Origin of the sequence: Candidatus Aegiribacteria sp. (genome assembly GCA_021108005.1) — a bacterium.
Classification (GTDB): domain Bacteria; phylum Fermentibacterota; class Fermentibacteria; order Fermentibacterales; family JCC-6; genus Aegiribacteria.
Genome location: JAIORS010000123.1, coordinates 1 through 21,904, shown reverse-complemented (window position 1 = coordinate 21,904; position 21,904 = coordinate 1). Strand labels below are relative to the sequence as shown.

At 48.8% G+C, this 21,904-nt stretch carries 13 protein-coding genes; 5 read left to right on the top strand and 8 right to left on the bottom strand.

The annotated features are described in order from the left end of the window. Positions 1-104: 104 nt before the first annotated feature. Entirely contained in the window at positions 105-527 is a 423-nt protein-coding gene (locus tag K8S15_07605) for a hypothetical protein (protein ID MCD4775902.1), read from the bottom strand. A 254-nt stretch (positions 528-781) separates the two neighbouring features. Here K8S15_07605 and K8S15_07600 point away from each other — a divergent pair, with 254 nt between their 5' ends. Beyond that, on the top strand, positions 782-3,649 hold the full coding sequence (locus K8S15_07600) for a PD-(D/E)XK nuclease family protein (protein ID MCD4775901.1): 2,868 nt from the start codon (positions 782-784) through the stop codon (positions 3,647-3,649). After that, positions 3,646-6,723 (top strand): UvrD-helicase domain-containing protein, encoded by a 3,078-nt coding sequence (locus K8S15_07595; GenBank protein ID MCD4775900.1) that lies wholly within the window; start codon positions 3,646-3,648, stop codon positions 6,721-6,723. Before K8S15_07600 ends, K8S15_07595 begins: the two co-directional genes overlap by 4 nt. A 47-nt stretch (positions 6,724-6,770) precedes the next feature. Here K8S15_07595 and K8S15_07590 read toward each other — a convergent pair whose 3' ends face one another. From K8S15_07590 to K8S15_07580, 3 genes are all read right to left on the bottom strand, one after another. Next, positions 6,771-7,514 carry a hypothetical protein gene (locus K8S15_07590; protein ID MCD4775899.1) on the bottom strand — a complete coding sequence of 248 codons (744 nt, stop codon included), beginning with the start codon at positions 7,512-7,514 and terminating at the stop codon, positions 6,771-6,773. A 22-nt stretch (positions 7,515-7,536) separates the two neighbouring features. Beyond that, entirely contained in the window at positions 7,537-9,906 is a 2,370-nt protein-coding gene (locus K8S15_07585) for a T9SS type A sorting domain-containing protein (protein ID MCD4775898.1), read from the bottom strand. 152 nt (positions 9,907-10,058) lie between these two features. Then, a complete protein-coding gene (locus K8S15_07580; GenBank protein ID MCD4775897.1) occupies positions 10,059-12,008 on the bottom strand; it encodes a T9SS type A sorting domain-containing protein in 1,950 nt (649 codons plus the stop codon). A gap of 138 nt (positions 12,009-12,146) precedes the next feature. Between K8S15_07580 and K8S15_07575 the strand changes: the two genes are divergently transcribed. From K8S15_07575 to K8S15_07565, 3 genes are all read left to right on the top strand, one after another. Continuing rightward, complete coding sequence (locus K8S15_07575) at positions 12,147-14,249, top strand: patatin-like phospholipase family protein (GenBank protein ID MCD4775896.1); 2,103 nt, start codon at positions 12,147-12,149, stop codon at positions 14,247-14,249. 192 nt (positions 14,250-14,441) lie between these two features. Continuing rightward, on the top strand, positions 14,442-14,615 hold the full coding sequence (locus K8S15_07570; protein ID MCD4775895.1) for a cupin domain-containing protein: 174 nt from the start codon (positions 14,442-14,444) through the stop codon (positions 14,613-14,615). Positions 14,616-14,803: 188 nt separating this feature from the next. After that, on the top strand, positions 14,804-15,928 hold the full coding sequence (locus K8S15_07565) for a hypothetical protein (GenBank protein MCD4775894.1): 1,125 nt from the start codon (positions 14,804-14,806) through the stop codon (positions 15,926-15,928). Between the two features lie 27 nt (positions 15,929-15,955). Here K8S15_07565 and K8S15_07560 read toward each other — a convergent pair whose 3' ends face one another. From K8S15_07560 to larB, 4 genes are all read right to left on the bottom strand, one after another. After that, positions 15,956-18,298 (bottom strand): homocysteine S-methyltransferase family protein, encoded by a 2,343-nt coding sequence (locus K8S15_07560; protein ID MCD4775893.1) that lies wholly within the window; start codon positions 18,296-18,298, stop codon positions 15,956-15,958. Positions 18,299-18,302: 4 nt separating this feature from the next. Next, positions 18,303-20,096, bottom strand: coding sequence for a homocysteine S-methyltransferase family protein (locus K8S15_07555; protein ID MCD4775892.1), 1,794 nt, complete (start codon positions 20,094-20,096; stop codon positions 18,303-18,305). 61 nt (positions 20,097-20,157) lie between these two features. Further along, positions 20,158-21,093, bottom strand: a complete 936-nt coding sequence (locus K8S15_07550) for an NAD-dependent epimerase/dehydratase family protein (GenBank protein MCD4775891.1) — start codon at positions 21,091-21,093, stop codon at positions 20,158-20,160. After that, positions 21,094-21,852, bottom strand: a complete 759-nt coding sequence (larB, locus tag K8S15_07545; protein ID MCD4775890.1) for a nickel pincer cofactor biosynthesis protein LarB — start codon at positions 21,850-21,852, stop codon at positions 21,094-21,096. Positions 21,853-21,904 lie beyond the last annotated feature (52 nt).

Sequence of the window (21,904 nt, the reverse complement as noted above, 5' to 3'; positions counted from 1 at the left end):
CGGGCGCAGAAGAAGGATGTTGATTTCTGGATGTTCTGATCCTTCTACCATCAGAAATTGTACAACTGACGCGGTTGGCATCTGTGGTTCGATGTAAAAGCAGGTTAATGTTTGATATCTGCGTCCGGTTCATCGGGCTCCATCAGATCACTGTAGTGCGATTTTAAGCATTCGGGACATATGGAATGAGAAAAGTCGGCTTCGGAGTGGTTTTTTATGAAGCTGTCAAAGGGAATCCATTCCCCTTGTACCCGGATCTTATTACAGAATGAGCAGATAGGAAGAATTCCCTCAAGAACATTGATTCGCTTTAATAACTTCATGGTTAAGGAAATTATCAGCCATGCGAGAAGTAATGTAATGAATGTTTCAAATATGCTTTCTTTATAATTTATGGGCGTGACGGGGGCTCCGAAAAGCCTGTGAGGCAAATCGATTATTTCATCAAGCCACAGTACAATGATAACCAGCAAGAATCCAGCGGATTCGAAAATAGCAATTCGTTTTGTAAGCTGTGATTTAGTCATAATGTCTTCCAAACTTTTACCGAATATAGATTCAGCAAATCGCTACTAAACCGTACTTTAACTTACTGTCCCGTAGCTACATACATAAGTATTTCAATTATGTTTCCTGAAGTCAATGGATGGGTAATGAAATCTCATTCCCGCGAGGACTGCAAGACGGCAATCCATTTTACCGGGGCGTTGTTCCGCCGGTAATAATGTGCAATATTAAAATTTGAGTGATTATGAAACCGTACTCATCGTAAACGAGGCATATGCGAATACAAACCCTTTACGAAGGTCATTACAGGGCTCTTGAGGAAGATTTTCTTAAACTGGCGGAAAGAATACTGTCAGAAGGAAAACAGTTGACAGTGATTTCAGCGGGAACCGGCCAGCTGGACCGTCTGAGAGAACTGCTGCTGGATAATACCGGCTCCGGAATCATAGGAGGAATTGAATTCCTTCCCGGTATAAGGCATCTCGCTCAGAAGATCGGCAGCATTCCGGCACCTCTTGAGACAGTGAGCCATTCCGACAGAACCCTCTTTGCTCTTCTTGCCATGAATGACCTGAAAAAGGGCGAACCTCTATTCGATCTCAGGGAGAATACAGAAACAGCGCATTCAATGGGAACATTTTTCGAAGACCTCTTCGAGCATGGCATCACTCCGGAGCTTTACGAAATCACATCTTTATCGCTTTCAAGAAACCAAACGACGACCGAAAAAACTATCGGTGGAATACTTGGCAGGTACGGAGAAGAAAGAAACAAGGATTACTTCTCCTGCGGGGATATGATTCTTGAGCGGGAAATTCCTGATGGAACTCGAAAAACGTACATATTCTACGGTTTCTACGATCTGAACCCGGCTCAGAGACGATTCCTCAAAAGGTTCATCAATTCCGACGGGGAAATTTTCTGGTTCAGCCCTGTTTCAGAGAATTCACAGTGGAGCAGCGTTTATTTGCGAACCAGGCGACTCCTTCAGGACATTGGAATCGGTTCGCTGGTCAGATCCGGAAACAGGATGCAGATGAACAGATTCGCCGGATTCTTCGAAGCGCTTCCAACGCAGTCAAGGCCATCGGTTCCTACAGATGGTTTCCGAATAACGGCTGTTTCCGGGGAAATCGGCGCATGCAGAGCAGTTCTGAAACGCATCTGCGAGCTGAAAGACAGAGAGGTCATTGAACTCAGTCGCATAGCTGTAATAAGAAGAAAACTGGAAGGGGAGTTTCTTGTTCGTCTTGCCCATCATGAAGGTATTCCGGTAAATGTGCCGCTGAAGACAAAACTGTCGAGTATGCCGCCGGGCGAATTCGTTCTTAACCTGATGAACGCGGTTAGTACAGACTTTTATTATGCCTATATTGAGAATATGCTAACATTGGGAATTCTGAAAGATTCCCTTGCCGCAGACCCATGCAAAATAGTTGAAGTTGTTGAGAACAGCGGTATCAGGATGGGATTGGTCAGATGGAGGGACTGGTACTCTTCGCTTAAAGAAGAAAGCAGGCTGGGTTCATTCCTGAGGAAACTGGATACTTTCTTCAGCGGCTTGCCGCGAAAGGCACATTCAGCGGAATACCTGAGACTTGTAAGAACATTCTTTGAAGAAACCGCTTCGGAATCCATAAGCCCGCCTATCAGTGATTCTCTTTTTGACCCGGGTATATTCAGGTTCTCGGGGGAAGTATCCATAACTCAGTTTACCGATACCCTGAAGCTCTATTACAAGGCGAAGGATGTCGTACTGAGGAAACCTGACCATGATGGTTTTCAGGTTCTTACCATTGAGAAGGCAAGGGGAATGCTGTTCGACAATGTTCTGCTTATGGATATGGAGGAAGGGATTTATCCAGGTTCTCCGAATGAGGACCCCAGGCTCGGTGATGAACTCCGCGGGAAACTCCAGATGACTCTGAAATCCGAAAGGGAAATCGAGGATGGCTTCCTTCTTAGACAGGCGGGGGAAGCGGCTACGGAAAGCCTGGACATAATCTTCAGACAGACTGACACTGAAGGGAACGAGATATCACCCTCACCCTTCATATCAAATCTTGTGCACCCGGATAATAACCGGCCGGAGAATGCTTTCTGGTTTGTAACGGAATCTTCCTCTCCCCTCGCGCAGATGGCGGGGGGATTGCACCCCGGCCAGAAAAGAATTCTTGCCGCAGGCAGAAAGGAGTACCCATCGAACCCTCTTTTCTCACAGTCCTGCGCAGCGGAACTCTCAAGGATGAGCCTCGACGGGTTTGACAGCTATGACGGCATAGTCGATTCCTCTCCTTTAAAAGTTGACAGGATCAGCCCAACATTGCTTGAGAGTTATATGAGATGCCCCTTTGCCCTTCTGATGTCAAAAGGGTGGAATATCACAAGAACGGAACTAACGGAGATAGGCACCTCACCCGGACCGATTACGAAGGGTCTGATAATCCATGATGCAGTTGAGAAAATAGTAGAGAAGTATGGGTTCACTCCCTCTCCGGATCAGGTTGAGACGATTCTCACATATGCGGGGAAATCCGAAGGATTAGCCGGTAAACTTGGATCTGAGTACTTCAAGGAAATATTCATCGAGAAGCAGAAAGATATCATTCTGAGAAGTCTTGAGACACTTAGCGGGAAAAACTGGAAATTCCTGGGCAGGGAAGTAAAACTCCAGGGCAGTCTGGGCGACTTGTCCATAGGCGGAAGAATTGACCTTGTTCTGGAGGATATCGATTCGAACCTTGTTCTGCTTGACCTGAAAACGGGAAAACTGCCTTCAATAAGCGGGAAAGGAAAGGAAAGGTACTTCCAGCTGCCCTTCTACTACCAGCTGGCAAAGGAGAATTATCCGGGAAGAAGTATTGCCATGATATCCTACGCGTCGATCTCCGATAAGAATCCAGGGGGCCTGCGAGGACTATCAGGTGATGAGATGGAAAGCAGAATGGAAGCACACCGGGAAAATGCCCGGATAATCGTGGCGATGATTCAAGAAGGTCTGTTTCCTCCGATCCCCACAGCAAGCTGCGATTACTGTGCCTTCAGCGGGGTCTGCAGAAGAAATCCTTTCACCAGGATTAAAGAAAAAATGAAGTTGGACAACAGGATGGAAATATTCAGAGGGATAGTGCTGAAAGAATGAAGAAAGAAAAGGTTCCGGGGGATCAGCTATCGAGAGACGCTATTCTTCGAGAGACAGATAGAAACGTATTCGTTCAGGCCAGCGCCGGAACGGGTAAAACCACCCTTATGGTCGACCGGGTTGTTGAGCTGGTGAAAAAAGGAATCCCGCTTGAAAGAATTGCCGTGGTTACTTTCACCAGGCCGGCTGCCGCAGAACTCCGTATGCGAATAAGGAACAGACTTCGTGAAGAAAAGGATAACACGAATTGTCTTGAAGCAGGCAAAACTGTTACATCTGCCTGGATATTAACCATACACAGCTTCGCTTCCAGGATTCTCAGGGAGTATTTCAATCTGACAGGAGTTGACCCCGCGTTTTCCACCACTGAGGGTCATTTTGATCCGATAGAGATCAACCGGGAATGGGATAAGTGGCTGCTGAGCCTGCGGGACGCTTCCCATAGGAATATCCTTGAAAAGACCGGCACCGGGCTGCAAAGAGAAATCGCCCTGGGTATAGAAAAGAGGAGATGGCTTGATTCGATTGAATGCGTCGGTGGAATCTCTACGGAACTGAATGTAATTGATAATTTTCTGGCCACTCACGGAGAGACTGTTGAAGAAACCCTTGATGAATGTACCGAGCCATCCGACAAAATTTTTGTAAAAGTAAGGAACTTTCTTGAGGAGTTGAGAGTATTTCGTCAGAAATTGACAGAAACAAGTTACGAAGAACCTGCGGGTTCGTTTCCATCGCTGAACCTCCGGGGTGGGAGCAAAAAGAACTGGGATGACTTCGGGCGCGCAAAAGAGGTTTTCAGCGCAGCAAATAAGCAATTCAAAAGGATCCTGCCGATTATCGGTTCCAGTGATATTACTGAAAAAACCTGGGATTTCGCAGGCGCATTCGCGACAGAACTCCGCGGGAAATGGGACGTAGACAGAAGCAGATTTTCATACGACGACCTTTTGTACATCACATGGCAGGCAATAGCCGGAAATGATATGCTCTCCAGGTACCTTTCAGGCAGGTTCGATCATATCCTTATAGACGAGTTTCAGGATACCAGTGCAGATCAGGTCAGGCTTTTTACAGCGTTTCTCGATCAGTCGGGAAGGCTGCCCGACGGGTGCGTTACCATTGTGGCCGATGATAAACAGTCGATTTACGGCTGGAGAAACGCCGACATTGAGACCTACCGAAGCTTCAGAAAAAGGCTTGAAGAGGGCGGTGCTCTCTCTAAGACCATAACGACAAATTTCCGGAGCACCGGCGCAGTAATAAGGTTCGTAAATGCCTTCGGATACCATCTTTTCTCGGGTCAGACTCCTGAAGAACTGCCATTCGGTTGCGCGTACTCCCGCATTGAGCCCCGTCCGGGAGCTCCGCGGGGAGAACCGGTAAAGGTAGTAAAACTTCCGGATATGCCGGATGAGTACAAAGGCAGATACAGCGAAAATGCTTTCGGAACACTTCTTCAGGCTCAGTGGTACGTTGATTACCTGAAAAGGGCTTTCAGCGATGGCAACTCTCCTGCAGACTACGCCCTGCTTTTCAGATCAGGAACACATATTCACCATTTCATTGATGCTTTTGAAAAGGAGAAAATTCCCTATTATGTAAACTCATCAAGGGATTTCTTCAACCGCTCCGAGATAACCGATCTTCGGGAAATCGTTAGATGCGTACTGTGCCCCGGAGACAGTCTGGCGTGGGTACATACGCTCAGATCTCTGTTCTTCGGGATATCCGACAATGTGATCAACAGAGCAATATGCTCAGGAACCACCGGGTATGCGGAACAGGATGAAAAATGTCCCCCCGAAGTCAGGGAAGTCAACAGACAGCTTAGAAGATTAAGGCAGTCGATACTGACCATCCCCTTTGAGGATTTCCTTTTCGAGCTGTATTTTCAGACGGAGCTGATACCTGCAATTGCGGCCGCGGGATATCAAAAATCCAGAAGAATGGGCAACCTTCAGTTTCTTCTTGAACGGGTCCTTTCCGGAGAGATAAATACCCCTTCCGATTTGCTGATTGTTCTTGATAAGAATCTGTCACCTTCAAGACAGGAGGAGCCTTCTTCTGTTCCTGCCGAAGGAGGGGCTGTTACCGTTACCACTATACATAGGGCTAAAGGCTTGGCATGGAATAACGTAGCTCTGGCTGCCCCTTCTATTGCATCCTTGAGGGCGGGTCGGGACAAGGTTATCTCTTACGATCATGAAAAAAAGGCTGCCTTCAACCTTGGAATACCATGTCCATATAAAGGTGACTCAACGATGAGATCGCCCTTCTGGCCTGGAATAGTTGAGATAATCAAGGCAAGGGAGAAGGCTGAATTCAGAAGGCTCCTTTATGTAGCAGTAACCAGACCCAGAGACTCCCTGGTAGTATTTGTGAAACCGCCGGCTCAAACGAACGATTCCCCCGGTCAGATCCTGTGGGAGAATCTACAGCTTGCAGCTGAAACCGATCACGGATGCCTGAACATTGAAGAAATTCTTCCCGGAGAAGCAGCGTACCATCCTGTCGCCCGGAATCCGGGGGTTGAAATCGATGTTGATTTTAAGGAAATTGACAGCGGAGTTCTTTTTGAAGTTAACCCTGAACCTGAGGGATGGCAACGGCGTGGGGCGGCAATTGGCGATTGTGTCCACGCGGTCATGGAGAAGATAGATTTTTCATCACCGGAGAAATGGTTCACAGAGAACGAGATATATCTGAAGAGCGTATATGGAAACGATTACAAAGAGATAAGGGAACTTTCCCTCAATTTTTTCAGTATGAAACTGCCGTTTGATCTTGAAAGGTCGGAAATCATCGGGAGGGAATACCCTTACTTCGTGAAAACAGCCGGAGCATTGAAGAAGCGCTACATTGATCTTCTCCTCAGGGACAACGGGAAGCTTACAGTCGTTGATTACAAGACGGACTCTTTCGATGGTTCTTCTGCGGGGGAAGTCGCGGAGAGCTACATCGAGAAACAGCAAAATTACCTTCGCGACATTTCAGAGATTTTCGGCTCCCGGGCCTGTGGATACCTCGTATTCCTCAGGGAGAAAACAGTTTGTTCGGTTCTACAGGGGTAATTGAAAGGACGGGAACATGATACGGTTCCCGCCCTTGTGAGATTAGATTAAAGTGAACAAAAAGCTGTAGCGCCTCCCCAGCTTTCTGTAAGTCCCGCGTATTCACCGGTATCCGGGTCTGTCACCCAGAGGGTTCCTTCCCAGATAGTGTATACAAGGCCGTTCGCGACAGCCATTTCCCGGACTCCGCCGTATTCACTGCCAAGGTTGATGTAATCTCCGGTGTACGGATTTACCTTGTAGAGATTGTCACCCTGGACAACGAAAAGGGCGTCGGAGCTTCCGGCAACCGCTGTAGCACCATCGTAGGATGAAGTGAATTCGGTGAAATCCCCGGTGTCCGGGTTCGTCCTGTATAGAACATCATTCTGGATCACCATGAGAGCCCCTCCGGCCCAGGCGAGGAACTGTGTTCCTTCGTAATCACCGGGAATGCTTTCCCAGCTGCCATCAGCAGGGTCTACTTCGTAAATGATACCGCTCTGACAGCCGTAAAGGGCATCCGAACTGGCGGTCAGGGCATTCGCGCCATCCCATGTTGATGAGAGTGATTCCCAATCTCCGTCGTCCGGGTCTGCTATGTAAAGATTGTCCCCCTGTATGGCATAAAGGTATCCCTGGCACGATGTCAACAACTCGGCACCTGACCAGGATGATGAAAGCGAATTCCATGTGCCATCGGAAGGGTCTACATCGTACAGGTAGTCTCCATCAATGGCGTAGAGCCATTCTGCACCTGCTGTACCCGCTGATGCCAGCAGCACCGCAGCTGTCACTAAAAATATTTTCATTCTTTCTCCTCTCTTTACTTTTCTACCTTATGACCATTACCCTCGCAGTCGATACTTCTCTGCCCTGCTGCAGGCGGAGGAAGTACATTCCGGGTACAAGATCGCCGGTATTCCAATTGAGTGAATAGGATCCGTTCAGGTCTCCCTGGTAAGGAGTCGCGACAAGACGTCCCGTAAGATCGAATACGTTTAATTCAGCAGGACCGTTTCCGGTAAGGGTTATCGTCGTGGCGGATCTGGCGGGGTTACCGGCAATGATATTAAGGACTTCACCATTACCATGACCTTTTATTCCACCATAGTATCCATCCGGATAGTGAAGTCCGTAGGAGATGTGTCTTGCGAGTGGAACCGGAGGGACAGCATCGGGGTCTACGAAATTTACCATTGGATCACCGTATAGAACGTACTGAAGCGTCTCGTCAACACCCGTTGTGGCGCCGGGAGGGGTGTAAATTGTGGATATTCTCGCGTTACTGTATGCGGCAGCTTCACCGAGGGTGAAATCCTCTGCTGTTACAAGGTGTACCCACAGATTCCACCACCATCCTGAGCCATCGAAGGATACGGAAGCAAGGCTGCCTATGGAACCGATGGCGCCATGATTCAGGCCGATCTCATTCATTTCTCCGTTGGCCATGCTGCACGCGTTGTAGGCGATGATAACCGAGTGCATGTTGTCGAAATCCGCATCCAGATCACTCTGGGAATAATCTCCTCCGGCGGAACCATCGTAAACCCTGCCATCATCGTCGGGCCAATAGGGATCGCCGAATGCTATGGTATAATTGTCCTGTGCGACTCCGTTGTCTTCAGCGCGAACAGCAATATGTGTCCCACCGCCATGGCAGGAGAAGTACAGGAATGTAGAACCGTCTATTACGTCCTGTACGAAACCGCAAAGAGTTACACCGGGTTGTGAAGGATGGGTTCCGGTGCCGGGCTGAGCTCCGCTGTGGAAGTGGGATTCGTAATCCTCTCCGTAGAAGGTCGCGTACTGTCCGGGGCAGCACCCTGTATCACCGGCATCCATTGGAGCGGGCCACAGTGGATCAAGGCCCGGTTGAGAAGGGGGCCATCCGGGGAAGTAATTGTTCGCGGCTGTCCAGCCCTCCTCGGGCCATCCGAAGACCTCGTTTACCAAAAGATTGCTGTACCAGTTATCATCGAAAGTGTACTCGGACCAGTAGTCTACCTCATAGGCGTTCATGGCGATAGTGACATGGTCAGGTCTGGGGTTTGCGTGTATCACTGCCTCGTAGAGAGCCCCACGGTTTATTGTGCCGATATTGTCTACCCATTCCAGCGGGAAACGGCCGGTGACCGCACCGTCTCTTGTTGGGTCTGAGAGGTCACCGCTGATGGACCGTTCAAATGTGGCGGGGAAAACGGTTTGATCTGAAAAAGTCAGAACATACTCCAGCCGGGTAGGATCTGAACCTCCAAGGCTGTCAAGGAAAGTATAGAACTCGGCTGCGAGAGCTGCTGATCCTGAGGCTTTTGCGCCGGTAATCGGGGCATCAAGTTTTGTGTCTCCCACAGGCAGGAAAGATTTGAGGTCGGCCATTGCCTGCATGTTCAATCGATCCAGTGATTCCGGCAGCTGAAGAGCGTATCCACCGTAACGCGCGGCCGCAAGCGCTGCAGGCATGGACTGCATTTCTTCCTTATAAACGCATGCAACCGACTGGCTCATCAGGCTGAGGGTTGCAGGCAGCAGATCGCCGGGTCCCGAAAATTCGGTTACTGAAATTGACATGGCACTCAACTGATCCAGAACACCGCTTGCAACAGCGTCGGGGTAATCGATAAGGTATACATCCGTAACTCCCATCGAAGTCAGCGTGGAAGATGTTTCTATTCCAAGGGTGACGCCGTCGGTCCAGAGAACCGGACAGTTATTCACAGCGGCCCATCCCGCTGCCGCCGCTGCTCCGTTAATGTATTCCTCATCCGTGTCGGACCTTACGCAGATAACAGCTTCTGAAAGAGATGGCCATTCAGTTGTGGCTATATTCGCTGCGATTTCGTCAACAGTGCCGGTGTACGGGAGTATTTCGGAATATGGAACCATGCCCTCAACAACGGTCTTGAAACCTGCATCAACATTGCCTACGTAAATGATGCTTCCATTCTCTCCCAGGTCTGTCAGGTAAGTCGCCCAATCTTCCATGGCGTAGTATCCCGACTGAGAATCCGCTCCGTCTGTAATCAGCAGGGAACCGTAGGATTCGGAATACTCCTGGAAATAGAGAGCAGGCACAGTAGAGAAAAAATTGTATACCGTTGGAAGAGAGGATTCGTCAACATGAACGACTGCGCATCTACCGAAGAAATTACCTCCTGTCACCGTCAATACAAGTACAGGTACTGCAATAAGAGCAAATTTCATAACTCACTTCCGTTTCAATTTGACCAATAGTGTTAAGCTGAATACTTACAAACAATATTCAGAGAAACCGGAGAAGTCCATGTTTCGCAACGAAAAACGGGAGGATCGAATCCTCCCGCTTCTCTAAGCTACTTAACTCTGACTGCCTGATTCTACCTTATGACCATAACCCTCGCGGTTGATACTTCGCTGCCCTGCTGCAGGCGGAGGAAGTACATACCGGGAGCAAGATCACCTGTATTCCAGCTGACAGAACGGGATCCGTTGAGATCTCCACGGTAAGGAGTCGAGACAAGGCGCCCTGTAAGGTCAAAGACGTTGAGTTCCGCCGGGCCATTCCCACTCATGGTGACAACGGCTGAGGATCTTACAGGATTGCTGACCAGAATGCTTGTGTTATTAAGGGCAATTCCACCCTGCTGCTCCTCAATTCCGGTAACTCCCCAGACGGCCATCTGTACTGAAGGGTCTCCCATAAGGTTGTAACCCTCGTAGTAATATTTCGTTCTACCGCCGCCGCCGTAAGCGTTGTATACGGCTGCCTTTCCGCCGTTTAAGAAGCCCATGGCCCAGTATATGTCCTGGCCGAGGAAGAAGTCGTACTCGCCCTTTTCCTGAATATCATCCTCATCCCAGTAGGATGATGGTACCGAGCCCCAGAACCAGAGACCACCCCTGTCGGGAGTTCTGGTCCAGGTTTCAGCCCAGCATGTACCGACCGAGTAGTCGCCGGTAATGCAGGCGTGGGAAAGAACGCCGGGTAGCATGGTGCCGTTGGTAAGCGAGTTGAAATTACCCTGACTGAAAGACATGTCCCCCCAGCTTGTAGTGCTGCCGTGTCCGGAGAACGTAAGCATGGATACGCCGCCGTTGATGGAGGTTACTGCCTGGGAGGCGGTGCCGCCGGAATGCGGGTATATCTTGTCGTAATTGTACGACCGAGGATCAAGATAATTCGTTATACAATAATTGTGTGTTCCCTCTGAAATATCGTAGTGATCACTGCTGGCTATCCAGCATGTATTCCGTACCCATGGGGTTAAACCGCCGACATTCTGTTCATACTCGATAACCCTGTAAGCCATCATGATTGCCTGACCTACATTTGTAACGGAAAATCTGCCTAAGAAAACATCGGGAACAAAACCGCCGTCATCAAGACAGGAGTAGTACAGGTCGGTTACTCCGCCGTATTCAGTCGCGCTGCCGCCTGGGAGATATCCGGTATCGCCAACAAGAAGGACGTACTGAGGAGGGCTCGGCCAGGTCAGTATGGCGTTCTGTATGTAGGCGGTGATGTCAGCGGAGGAGGAGCCCGTAACGCTGAGATCAACCATCGTAACGTTGAAGCCCATGGTTTCCTTCCAGGTGACGAAAGCATCCATACCGGTTGTGACGAAATCGGAGTGTCCGATTATAAGGTATGGAGCCGGGGGAGTGTCGCAGCCGCCCTCGAAAGTCCCGTAGTTTTCTGTCATGCCGCAAAGAACCCGTTCAAATGGAGGTGCGTAGTACCTGTTGGCATTTGCGTAGGTTGCCCCAAGGTCTCCGCCCTCGAATGAAAGTGATATGGTTGCATCGGAAAGAAAATCGCAGCTGTTATCGATCGGATTCCAGCGAAGGGGAAGAACTTCAACGAGTGCCAGGTTACGGCCGCGCATCTGTCCCGCGTATATCACCCTGACCCATTCAGTGGGATAGGACGAGCCGGTATTGTAAACTTCATCATCGAATTCCATGACGAATGCATCGCGTGACTCGTTTTTCGTGGCGGACAGTATGCCCGGATTTACAGGCCATTCAGGGCCGCTGATATTCTGAACAACTTCATCTGTGAGTGTTACCTCAACTGTTGCTCCAACCGGTATCTCCAGCCAGGTGCGGTATACCGGCATCCTGGGGTAGGAGAATTCTCTGATATTCTCAGCGCCTTCAATAGTGACAGCGGAGTAGTTGTCTCCTCTGATATTCATGGTTTTGAACTCTGGCTGGGAAGCCGACAAATTCAGTACAATACCGTCTGCCGATGATTCCAGAGTGGTGAGCCCCGATGCCAGGGCGATTCCGGAAATAAAGAGCATAGTGAAGAACATGGATTTCATGCCTTTTCCTTTCGTTAAGGAGTGTGTAATATTAGAAATGTAGTGCTTAAAGAACTTGCTTTATTTATAGAACAGTAGAATACCGAATACGGTTCCCGGCGTAAAGGGTTTTATCTCATGCTTTTTCAGAATGTTTTATTGCTTATTCTGACTCTATTATCTGCTGAATCGGAGAACAGCAGCGGTGGAATATCATTGGTTCTCTCCGGTGGAGGAGCCCGTGGTTTTGCCCATGTTGGAGTACTGCTGGCTCTTGAGGAAGAAAATGTCTGCATTCGAAGCGTAACCGGAGCAAGCATGGGTTCATTGATAGGGGGCCTGTACTCCTGCGGTTATTCTCCCGCTTACATTGATTCCCTTGTAAAAAGCGCGAACTGGGGCTGGTTGTTTTCCTCAAAACCTGACAGCAGGTTAACGATGCTCCCGCTTCGGTTGTCAAATTCCCATGATATTCTCAGGCTGCAGGTTAAAGGATTCTCTCCACTGCTTCCCCGCAGCGCGGTTTCAACACAGAGGGTAGCGTCGCTTCTGTCATCGCTAACGTGCCCTGTACAGGTTGAAAGAGGGCTGCAGTTCGACTCCCTGCCTGTTCCTCTGAGGCTGGTAGCTTTCGATCTTGTGAATCATGAGAGAATTGTTCATTCCTCTGGAAACCTTTCAAGGGCCCAGCTGAGCTCAATGGCGGTTCCGGCGGTGTTTCCCGCTGTACGGATGGGAGATATGCTGCTGGTTGACGGAGGAGTTGGCGATAATATCCCGGTTGATGTTGCCAGGCAGACCTGGCGCTATCCCGTGCTTGCCGTGGATATATCCTCCGGGCCACCTGAGATTCCTGAAAACCCGACCTTGATTCAGGTCGGCAATCTGACTTACAGCGCTTTATCCGAGCGGGTTAACGAGCTCTATAGCGAACAGCCGGATTTCTATTTCAGACCGGATCTTCATGGAGCTAAGAGTTACAACTTTACATCTGAGGCGGCTGACAGTCTGATTGAATACGGATACGCACAGATGCTTGAATACCTCCGTGAACATCCTGAAATACCAAGGTCGGGAGGAGTGAATACTGAATCAGCAGAACCTGTTTACAACACAGAGCTTGTAAATGAGGTGAAATTGGAAGGTTTAGTAAGAATATCCGAGAATGCTGTCCAGGACTGGCTCATACTGAGCAGTGGAGATATGGCGGATCCCGCGAACCTGCGGGATGCAGCTGAAAAACTTTACGCCTCGCAGCTGTTCGACAGTGTGGAATACTCTCTGGAGCCTTCTACAGATTCCGGATACGTTAACGTTGTTTACTCTTTTACCGAACGGGAACCCTCGTCTATAGGAATTGGAATGACCTACAACAACCAGTTCGGGCTGGATGGCAGGATTACCTACAGACACCTGAATTTTCTTAATGACGGAGATCACCTGATTCTGAATACTGGGGGCGGAAACAATTACATTTATACCGAATTGAGGCTGCTTGATCTTTCATCCGGGAGGAGAAAGTGGTTCGCTGATTATTCGCTTTCAGTCTATCAGATGCAGGTAATGGCTTTCGAGCGGGACGGCAGTTCGTCGTACAAAGTAGAAACGGAAGGCTGCGGATCACTTGCGCGAGGATTCGCCGCAGGCTGGGCTGGGCTAAACGAAATCGGTATTTCCGGAACCACTCACAGGTACGGATCCGATGAATTCCAGGGATTCACTTCCATATTTTTCAGCCATCTTACCGAAACCATGGACAATCCTGTATATCCGGGATCGGGAATAAGGTTCGAAGCCGTAGCTTCCTGGGCTCCCCTTATGACACATAAACATTTGAGCGTTGTTTGCGATTTCGAGGGAGCGGTACCTTTTCTAAGGAAAGGCACATTCGTTCTGAATGTCTGGGGACAGCTCCTTGCGGGTACTACCTGGGACTGGCAGGAAAGTATGCTTTCAGCTTCAAGGTCCATTCCGGGCATGCCTTACAATTCCCTTCCATCGAGACAGAGGATAGCGGGGCTCGCGAGCTTTCGAAGAAAATTGAATGGTCCATTCTTTCTTTCACTGGAAGCGGGCACCGTATGCGATTGGGAAACACCCCTTGAGATAGAAGACAGCGAGTGGACGTACGGAGCAGGATTATCCGCAGGTCTCGATACACCAATGGGTCTTGCGTCGGTTAGCTGGGGATGGTCTTCGGAGTTTCATAACAGATGGATTGTATCTGTGGGGTCTTCATCAACGTATGGGCCGGGGAGGTAGAAACTGGCACTTATAAGAAAAGCCGATTCGATAAGGTCTGTACGGGAATCCGCGCCGGGTTACCGAAACGTTATTTCCAGGATTCTCGCTGGTCAGGCCCAGGGCTGCGGCGGCCTTACGGTCAGGCTGCTCACAATAAAGCCTGAAGGGAAGTTACCGAGAACCGAGTTCGACTTCCAGCAGGTGGTTACAGTGCTTCAGGGAGAGCTTTTGTTCATGGATGGTGATGGAGCGATGAATGTGGTCAATGAAGGAGATGTTATTATTATTCGTCCTTACGAGAGGCATCATTTCCAGAACGACTCATCGTCCCTCGCCCGAATCATCATCTCCGAAACCCGGGGTCGGACCCGGGGTCGGACGTAACTTCTGGTCACTTGCAAAACGCTACATATCATAATAAATTAATGTATATACTTAAATTACAGTTATAATAGACAATAATCACGTATTATGCTCTTGACAAATCTTTTTCCGATAATATTAACTTGACAGTATCAAAGAGAAGTAAAGAAACCATATTACGGTTTTCCAGTAGAAGTGGGGAGGAAGAAATGAAACTGATTGCGGCAGCAGTGATGATGGCTCTTTTGATAAACTGCGGCGGAGAAGAAACGGAACAGGAAATTCCGGTTCAGGCGACTCCTGAAGTACCTACGGTTTATCTGGTTCCTGTTGATTCAATAGGTATTGAACTGGGCGACTCCACACTTGTTATGGGCGCAATAGAAGGGCTTGCGTACGGCCCTGACGGGAATATTGCCATACTTGACTGCGCATTGGCCTGCGTTCGAATCTATTCTCCTGAGGGCGAGTATCTGAGGCAGATAGGCAGAAGAGGTAACGGCCCCGGAGAACTTCAGAGCATTGCGTTTCTGGGTATTTCTGAAGACGGCCACGTATACCTGACCGGTGACGGCTGTGAGTTACTGGGCGTTCACCAGTTCGATTATTACACAGGTGAATGGCTGGGATCAATTCCTTCACTGGGAACCCCTCCTACTTGCATTGAAGGTGCGGAAGACAGCTTTTACGTCAGGAAGGATATAAATCTTGATACCTCCTCCGGAGAACCGCTGATACTGATAAGTATTGCGAAATTCGCTTATGGCGAGGAGGAACCGGTAATGACTTATATAGAAGATACTGCCCCTTTTAATCCGGCTGATATGGCCTCAATGATCGAACTGGTCTGGTATGGTTATGATGTAGCAACCGACTTCTCTGGAAATACGTACATAGCGCCCAGATCTACAGAAGAGGCTGAGGTTATCATTTACGGTTCCGACGGAGAGGAAACCGGACGAATTGAGCTCGATCTTGAACCGGTGATGAGGACGGAAGAAGAAATAGAGATGGAAAAGCTGATTCTGACAGCTAAGATGTCGATCATGGGAGACGACCATATGCCTCCTCTAGAACCGAATCCTTACAAACCTCTGATAAGAGGTCTCGAAGTTGATGAAGAAGGAAACATCTGGGTTCAACATGGAGGAGCTGCAGTACCGACATTCAGCGTGTTTAACAGTTCAAGTGAACTGATGTTCAACGCTGAAGTGGCCGGAAACCCTCCTGACGGCAATTCCTGGAGATTTTACATTGATGGCAACGGAATCCTTGCTTATGCGGAGGATCCGGCTGATGGTTACCAGAAAGTCTATTTGCTGGAAGTGGAGTAGGATTAGGCAGAAACGCAGAGGTTTTCTTCAGTCTTTCTGCATAAGGCTTAACGCTGATTGTACCGCATCGTAAGCATTTGCGGCGTAGCCGTCGGCTCCTATTGAATTAGCGTATTCCTTGGTAACCACTGCACCTCCAACCAGAATTCGTGCTGAAACCCCTTTGGCTTTCGCAAGAGAAATAATCTTTTCCATTTCAGGAGCAGTGGTACTCATAAGCGCTGATAGAGCAATTATATCCGCATGAATTTCTCTGGCTTTTTTTACGATTTCATCGGAATGCACATCTTTTCCAAGGTCAATAACGTCAAAGCCTGCGTTTCTAAGAAAAAGGGCTACAAGATTCTTGCCGATGTCATGTATGTCACCTCTAACCGACGCGAGAACTATCCTGCCTTTGAATGAAGACACTTCCTCCTTTTCAAGGTAAGGTCCGAGAAGTTTCGTCAGAACTTCCGAGGCTTCAGCTGAAGCTATCAGGTGGGGCAGAAACAGCTTTTTCCGATTGTAGAGCTCTCCAACTTTTTTCATAGCGGGGGCGAGACCATTTTCGAGAATCCCTTTCGCTGTTATACCGCTCTCAAGTAATTCCCTGCCTGTGGCTTCTGTCTGCCGGCGGTCTCCTATGATGATGCTCTTGTGCAGAATTCCCATGAAATCCGGGGCAACTCCCTGAGGATCAAGCTCAGGGAGCCTTCTCTCAACCGGCTCGATGTTACCCATTAAAATCTGTGCGTTCCTGTGCATTTCAAGCACTTTAGAATCCAGAACATCCACAATGGCCATATCCAGTCCATAAGGTGCCATCGATGCCAGAAGGGCTGCATTCAGACCGCTTCTATTGGGCAAGCCGTGGGATAGATTTGATATACCCGCTATTGTAAGGAGCCCTCTATGTTTGAATAATTTGAGAGTCTCCAGAATCAAGCGGGTATCAGCTCCGACACCCAGGGGTTTCACAATTGGATCAGCAACTATTCTGCACTCAGGAAATCCATGACTCCCAAGAATAGCAATTCCCCTTTCAAGTTTGCTCAACCGCTCCTCAGCTGTTTTGCCGAGGCCTTTTTCATCTATGGGCAGAAGCACAGCGTAGCCACCATGGCGGAGGAGAGTGTTTATTCGGTCGCCGATGAATTTCTCCGAGGCAATCAATGAGTTAAAAATGCCTATGCCCCCCATTTCGCAGAAGGCGGTTTCTATATTCTCCGGACCGGAAACGTCGACGGAAAGGGGAGAACCGATGGAAAGCCTGCTGAAAATCTCATGGACGAAACCATCTGGAATAAGTTTTTCCAGGCCCAGATTCACATCAATAATGTCTGCTCTGCCCTGGGCTTTGGCAAGGGAAATAACCGCGAAGAAATCTCCCTGTGACAGGGAATTCTGCAAATTTTTCTTACCGGTAGGATTGATGGATTCCCCAACGGTAAGCATCCTGTCACCAAGGCGAACCATCCTGTCAACAGAGGTGATAAGGTGAAGTTCTTCCGGTTCTGATTTGGCCACAGGACGATTTCCAAGAAGGGAAACATATTCCCGCACATGCGCAGGACCGCTGCCACAGCAGCCGCCTAAAATGGAGGCTCCGCTCCGGGCGAAATCCTCAATCCATTCTGCGAATCTTTTAGAAGACATGTCATACATTCCATTAACTGGAAGGCCGGCATTGGGTTCCGCCACAACGCACTTGGTGGAAAATCTGATCATTTCCTGGATAATAGGCAGCAATTCCTCCGGCCCGTTTCCGCAGTTGGCACCAACCGCATCTACCGGAAGCTGATTTGCCAGAACGACCAGTGCTGTGGGGGATGTACCGGACAGGGAGAGGGAGCCTGATCCGAAAGTCATCTGTGCCGAAATAAATGCATCGGGAACATTGTCTCTGACTGCAAGAACCGCGGCCTTCAGCTCCCTCGGATCTGAAAATGTTTCAAGGAAGAAAATGTCTATACCGCTATCAGCAATAGCTTTTACCTGGGCAGAGAAAAGCTGATAGGCATTCTTCCATGTCATTGTACTCGATGGATGCATCAGGTTACCGGTGGGACCGATACTCGCCGCGACCATGGCATTGCCTCCTGCGGCGCAAATTGCCGCATCCGCGAGCCTATGGTTAAGATTCGTTACTCTTTCGGATGTTCCGAGCTTTGCTTCAGTACCTCCGAAAGTGCAGGCTAGAATTATATCTGCTCCGGCTTCGACGAAGTCGGAATGCATGGCACTTAGTACATCCATATTTGACGAAGCCCATTCTTCCGTGGATACACCGGAAGGCATCCCCCTCTTTAAAAGTTCGGTTCCGGTTCCCCCGTCAAGGAAGACTACTCTTTTCTGAAGGAGATTCCTCAGTTTTTCCGACTGCGTCATTCCATTACTCCCGCCATATTTTTGCCAGCTTCATAGTTCCTTTTCTTGAACCGGCAAGGTAAATCCCTGAGATCATCTCTCTCATTCCCTCCATCAGTTCAGAGAGGTAGTCAATTGAAAAAGGCAGAACATCGCTGTCGTCAAGTTGTCGGATTTTTTTGAGAATATTATCCGGTATTGATATGCCCGGCACCTCTGATGAAAGATATTCAGCGGAATACCTGTTTCTGAAGGGCATTACTGCAGGTAGAATCGGGTATTCCTCGAGCAGTTCGGCGGATTTCTCAATTGTTTCCATGGAATAGACAGGCTGGGTAATAAAGAATCGGCTGCCTGCGTTCCAGCGTCTTTTAATCTTATCTGTTGAATTTGGATCTCCAAGGGATATAGCAGTTCCGGGAAAGTAATTCGCTCCGGTTCCTATTCTTCTGCCGTTCATATCCTGTCCTTTGGAAAGATGCTGAAGCAATTCCAGGGTCTGTTCTGTTGAAAGGTCGTATACCGCGGTTGACTCGGGATAATCTCCAAGGGATGGAGGATCTCCAGATATCAGGAATATTCCCTGCAGACCGCTGCCGGAAAGGGCAAGAAGGTCCGACTGAACGCGGGTCAGGCTTCTGTCACGCAGGGCAAAATGCACAAGGGGCTCAATGCCAAGCTTCTGGCGAAGGTAAAGCCCGGAAATGCATGGAGACATCCTGACCTTTCCCATTGGAGAATCAGGGATGCTTACGGTGATGGGAGCAAATTGCCCCAGCTTTTCAGCTCTTGAAGTAAATAATGAAAGATCGCCGCCCCTTGGTGGAAGAAGTTCAAGAACGAGTGCGTCCCTGCCCGCAAGCTGCGCCGAGAGACCCGGTGGATCATAGGTTGACGCGGAGTCCTGAATTTCATCGCTTTCTTCGGAAATCCAGCGGGAAGAAGTTACTTTAACTTTTGTCCCCTCTGTAAACTTCTGCGCCAGGTTAGAAATAAACGCAGGAGTCGTTCCACAGCATCCACCTATCAGAGATGTTCTTGCATCAGCGCAGGACAGCATGCATCGGGAAAAATGATCAGGATTATCGGGAAACACGAAATGACCTTCGATGTACTTTCCGGTTCCTGAATTTGGTTGAAGCATCACGGGAAAAGGAGAGGATGTTACTAATTTTCTATGTATATCAAGAAACTGAAGGGGGCCGATTCCGTGATTTGAACCGAACATTACTATATCTGTGTTCTCGAATTCACTGATGGAATCTCCAATTGAAAAACCGGAAGGAGTAAGAAGATCGAGTCCATAGGTAAAACTGACCGCAATGGGAATATCTTTAGAGCATGACCTGACGATATTGTATATGATTCTGGCTTGAAATGGGTCGACCTGGGTTTCAAGGAGTATGAGATCAACGCCTCCATTCAGTAAACCCTCAACCTGTGGAAGGTAAGTTTCTTGCAGTCTGTCGGCATCCCTGGGTTCAATCCGGTATGACCTGCTGGTTCCCGGAGGGCCGATTGAACCCATTATTGAGCAGTTTTTATTTCGCGATGCGAGCTTCACAGCGTTGTAGTTTATCTCCTCGCACCTGTCTGCAAGACCATGCATATCCAGTTTTTCTGTATTAGCGTCGAATGTGTCAGTTGTAAGTACCTGTGCGCCAGCCGATGCGTACTCGCGGTGTATGCTGGCCAGGATCTCAGCTGATCTGATCACTGCTTCGCATGCCAGGTAATTCGCCGGATATCCAAGTGAAAAAAGATATTCACCGATTGCGCCGTCAGCCAGCCGCGTGATTCCTTTTTTTAGCAGACTCATATATCCTCCCGCTGAGATATTATGGAATTTTGTATGATTTTAATTTGGCGGCGCTGGATTTCTACATCCGGCGCTCTCGCATAAAAGATACTGTATTTTCAAGCCCTTCTTCAAAAGTCGCGACCGGTTCGTATTCAAGATATTTACACGCAAGTGTAATATCCGCCCTGCTGTGTTTTACGTCTCCGGCGCGTTCGGGGCCATGGGAGGGTTCGATGTCAGTCCTGTCAGTCAGGCGGCCGATTTCTGAAGCAAGATGGTTTACTGTAATGCTATCGCCGCAGGCAATGTTCATCATCATGCCGGGGGCAGCTGGAGCGTTCGCGGCAAGAAGGTTGGCGTGAACAACGTTAGCTATATATGTGAAATCTCTTGACTGCTGGCCGTCACCGTTTATCAATGGTCTGCGTCCCTCAAGATATGCCCGGATGAAAAGCGGAATAACGGCTGAGTACGGACTGTCAGGGTCCTGATATGGACCGAATACATTGAAATACCGCAGGGCCACGGTTTCCAGGCCATAAATGTGGTTGAAAACCTGCATATATTTCTCACCTGCAAGTTTACTTACCGCATATGGAGAAAGTGGTCTTACGCGAAGGTTCTCACTTTTTACCTGTTCAGGAGCATCTCCATAAATTGAAGAGGAAGAGGCGAAGAGAACCCTTCTGCAACCCGCGTCAAGAGCTGCGTGAAGGACATTCAGAGTACCCTGTACGTTCACATCGTTGGTTGTTATTGGGTCAGCTATGGAACGGGGAACACTGGGAAGTGCGCCCTGATGGAAGACAACCTCTACTCCGTCCATAGCATTTCTGATAACATGATAACTTCTGATATCGCCTTCGATTATGTCAACGTCATCCCTGATATCCGCAAGGTTTGCCCAGTGTCCGGTGGAGAAATTATCCAGAATTCTTACTTCATTTCCCTTTGCTAGAGCTTTCCTAGCGATGTTACTTCCGATGAAACCGGCGCCTCCAGTTATAAGATACATCTATTCGATTCTCCTCAATATTCTCAGAGCCGCAGCAGCAGCGCCGAGACCATTGTCTATGTTAAGCACGCATATTCCAGGACTGCATGAGTTAAGCATTGAAAGCAACGCAGTAACTCCCCCGAAAGCCGTACCATAGCCTGTTGAAGTTGGTACAGCAACCACTGGCCCCCTGTAGAGTCCTCCGATAACAGACGGTAGAGCGGCATCCATCCCGGCAAAAACAATGCACACTGAGCTTTTCCTTAAATGAGGAAGGGTTTCAGAAAGCCTGTGAATTCCCGACACACCAATATCGTAATAGCGGTGTATTTTAACCTTCATTGTTTCCAGAATCACTGAAGCTTCTTCAGCGGCGTGGAGGTCTGAAGTTCCCGCTGAAACAACTGCTACCGAACCTTCGTTATGGTCGGGAATTCCATTGAATTTGCCAGTCACAAACAGTCTCGCTCTTTGAGAATACTGTCCTTCAGGGAATGCTTCAAGAAGAACCGTTTTTTGTTCTTCATCGATCCTTGAAACAATGGCAAGGCCGTTTCTGCTGAAGAGAATATTCGTGATTTTCAGAATCTCTTCAGTGGTCTTACCCTGAGCGAGAATCACTTCCGGAAGGACTGCGGTTATTCCTCTCCCAGTATCGACCCTTGCAAATCCAAGATCTGATGTAAGATGAGAGTTTAGCAGTTTGAGAGCTTCATGTGGTGTGATACCACTAGTACTGAGTAATGCAAGTAGCGCTTCAATACTGCTATCCTTCATAATTCTCCCCCGATTGTACTATCATGCGATTAGATGAATGCAACAATTCTCA

Coding starts and splice junctions, on each gene's coding strand:
- K8S15_07605 (MCD4775902.1), bottom strand. CDS start 527: ATGACTAAATCACAGCTTACAAAACGAATTGCTATTTTCGAATCCGCT.
- K8S15_07600 (MCD4775901.1), top strand. CDS start 782: ATGCGAATACAAACCCTTTACGAAGGTCATTACAGGGCTCTTGAGGAA.
- K8S15_07595 (MCD4775900.1), top strand. CDS start 3,646: ATGAAGAAAGAAAAGGTTCCGGGGGATCAGCTATCGAGAGACGCTATT.
- K8S15_07590 (MCD4775899.1), bottom strand. CDS start 7,514: ATGAAAATATTTTTAGTGACAGCTGCGGTGCTGCTGGCATCAGCGGGT.
- K8S15_07585 (MCD4775898.1), bottom strand. CDS start 9,906: ATGAAATTTGCTCTTATTGCAGTACCTGTACTTGTATTGACGGTGACA.
- K8S15_07580 (MCD4775897.1), bottom strand. CDS start 12,008: ATGAAATCCATGTTCTTCACTATGCTCTTTATTTCCGGAATCGCCCTG.
- K8S15_07565 (MCD4775894.1), top strand. CDS start 14,804: ATGAAACTGATTGCGGCAGCAGTGATGATGGCTCTTTTGATAAACTGC.
- K8S15_07560 (MCD4775893.1), bottom strand. CDS start 18,298: ATGACGCAGTCGGAAAAACTGAGGAATCTCCTTCAGAAAAGAGTAGTC.
- K8S15_07555 (MCD4775892.1), bottom strand. CDS start 20,096: ATGAGTCTGCTAAAAAAAGGAATCACGCGGCTGGCTGACGGCGCAATC.
- K8S15_07550 (MCD4775891.1), bottom strand. CDS start 21,093: ATGTATCTTATAACTGGAGGCGCCGGTTTCATCGGAAGTAACATCGCT.
- larB (MCD4775890.1), bottom strand. CDS start 21,852: ATGAAGGATAGCAGTATTGAAGCGCTACTTGCATTACTCAGTACTAGT.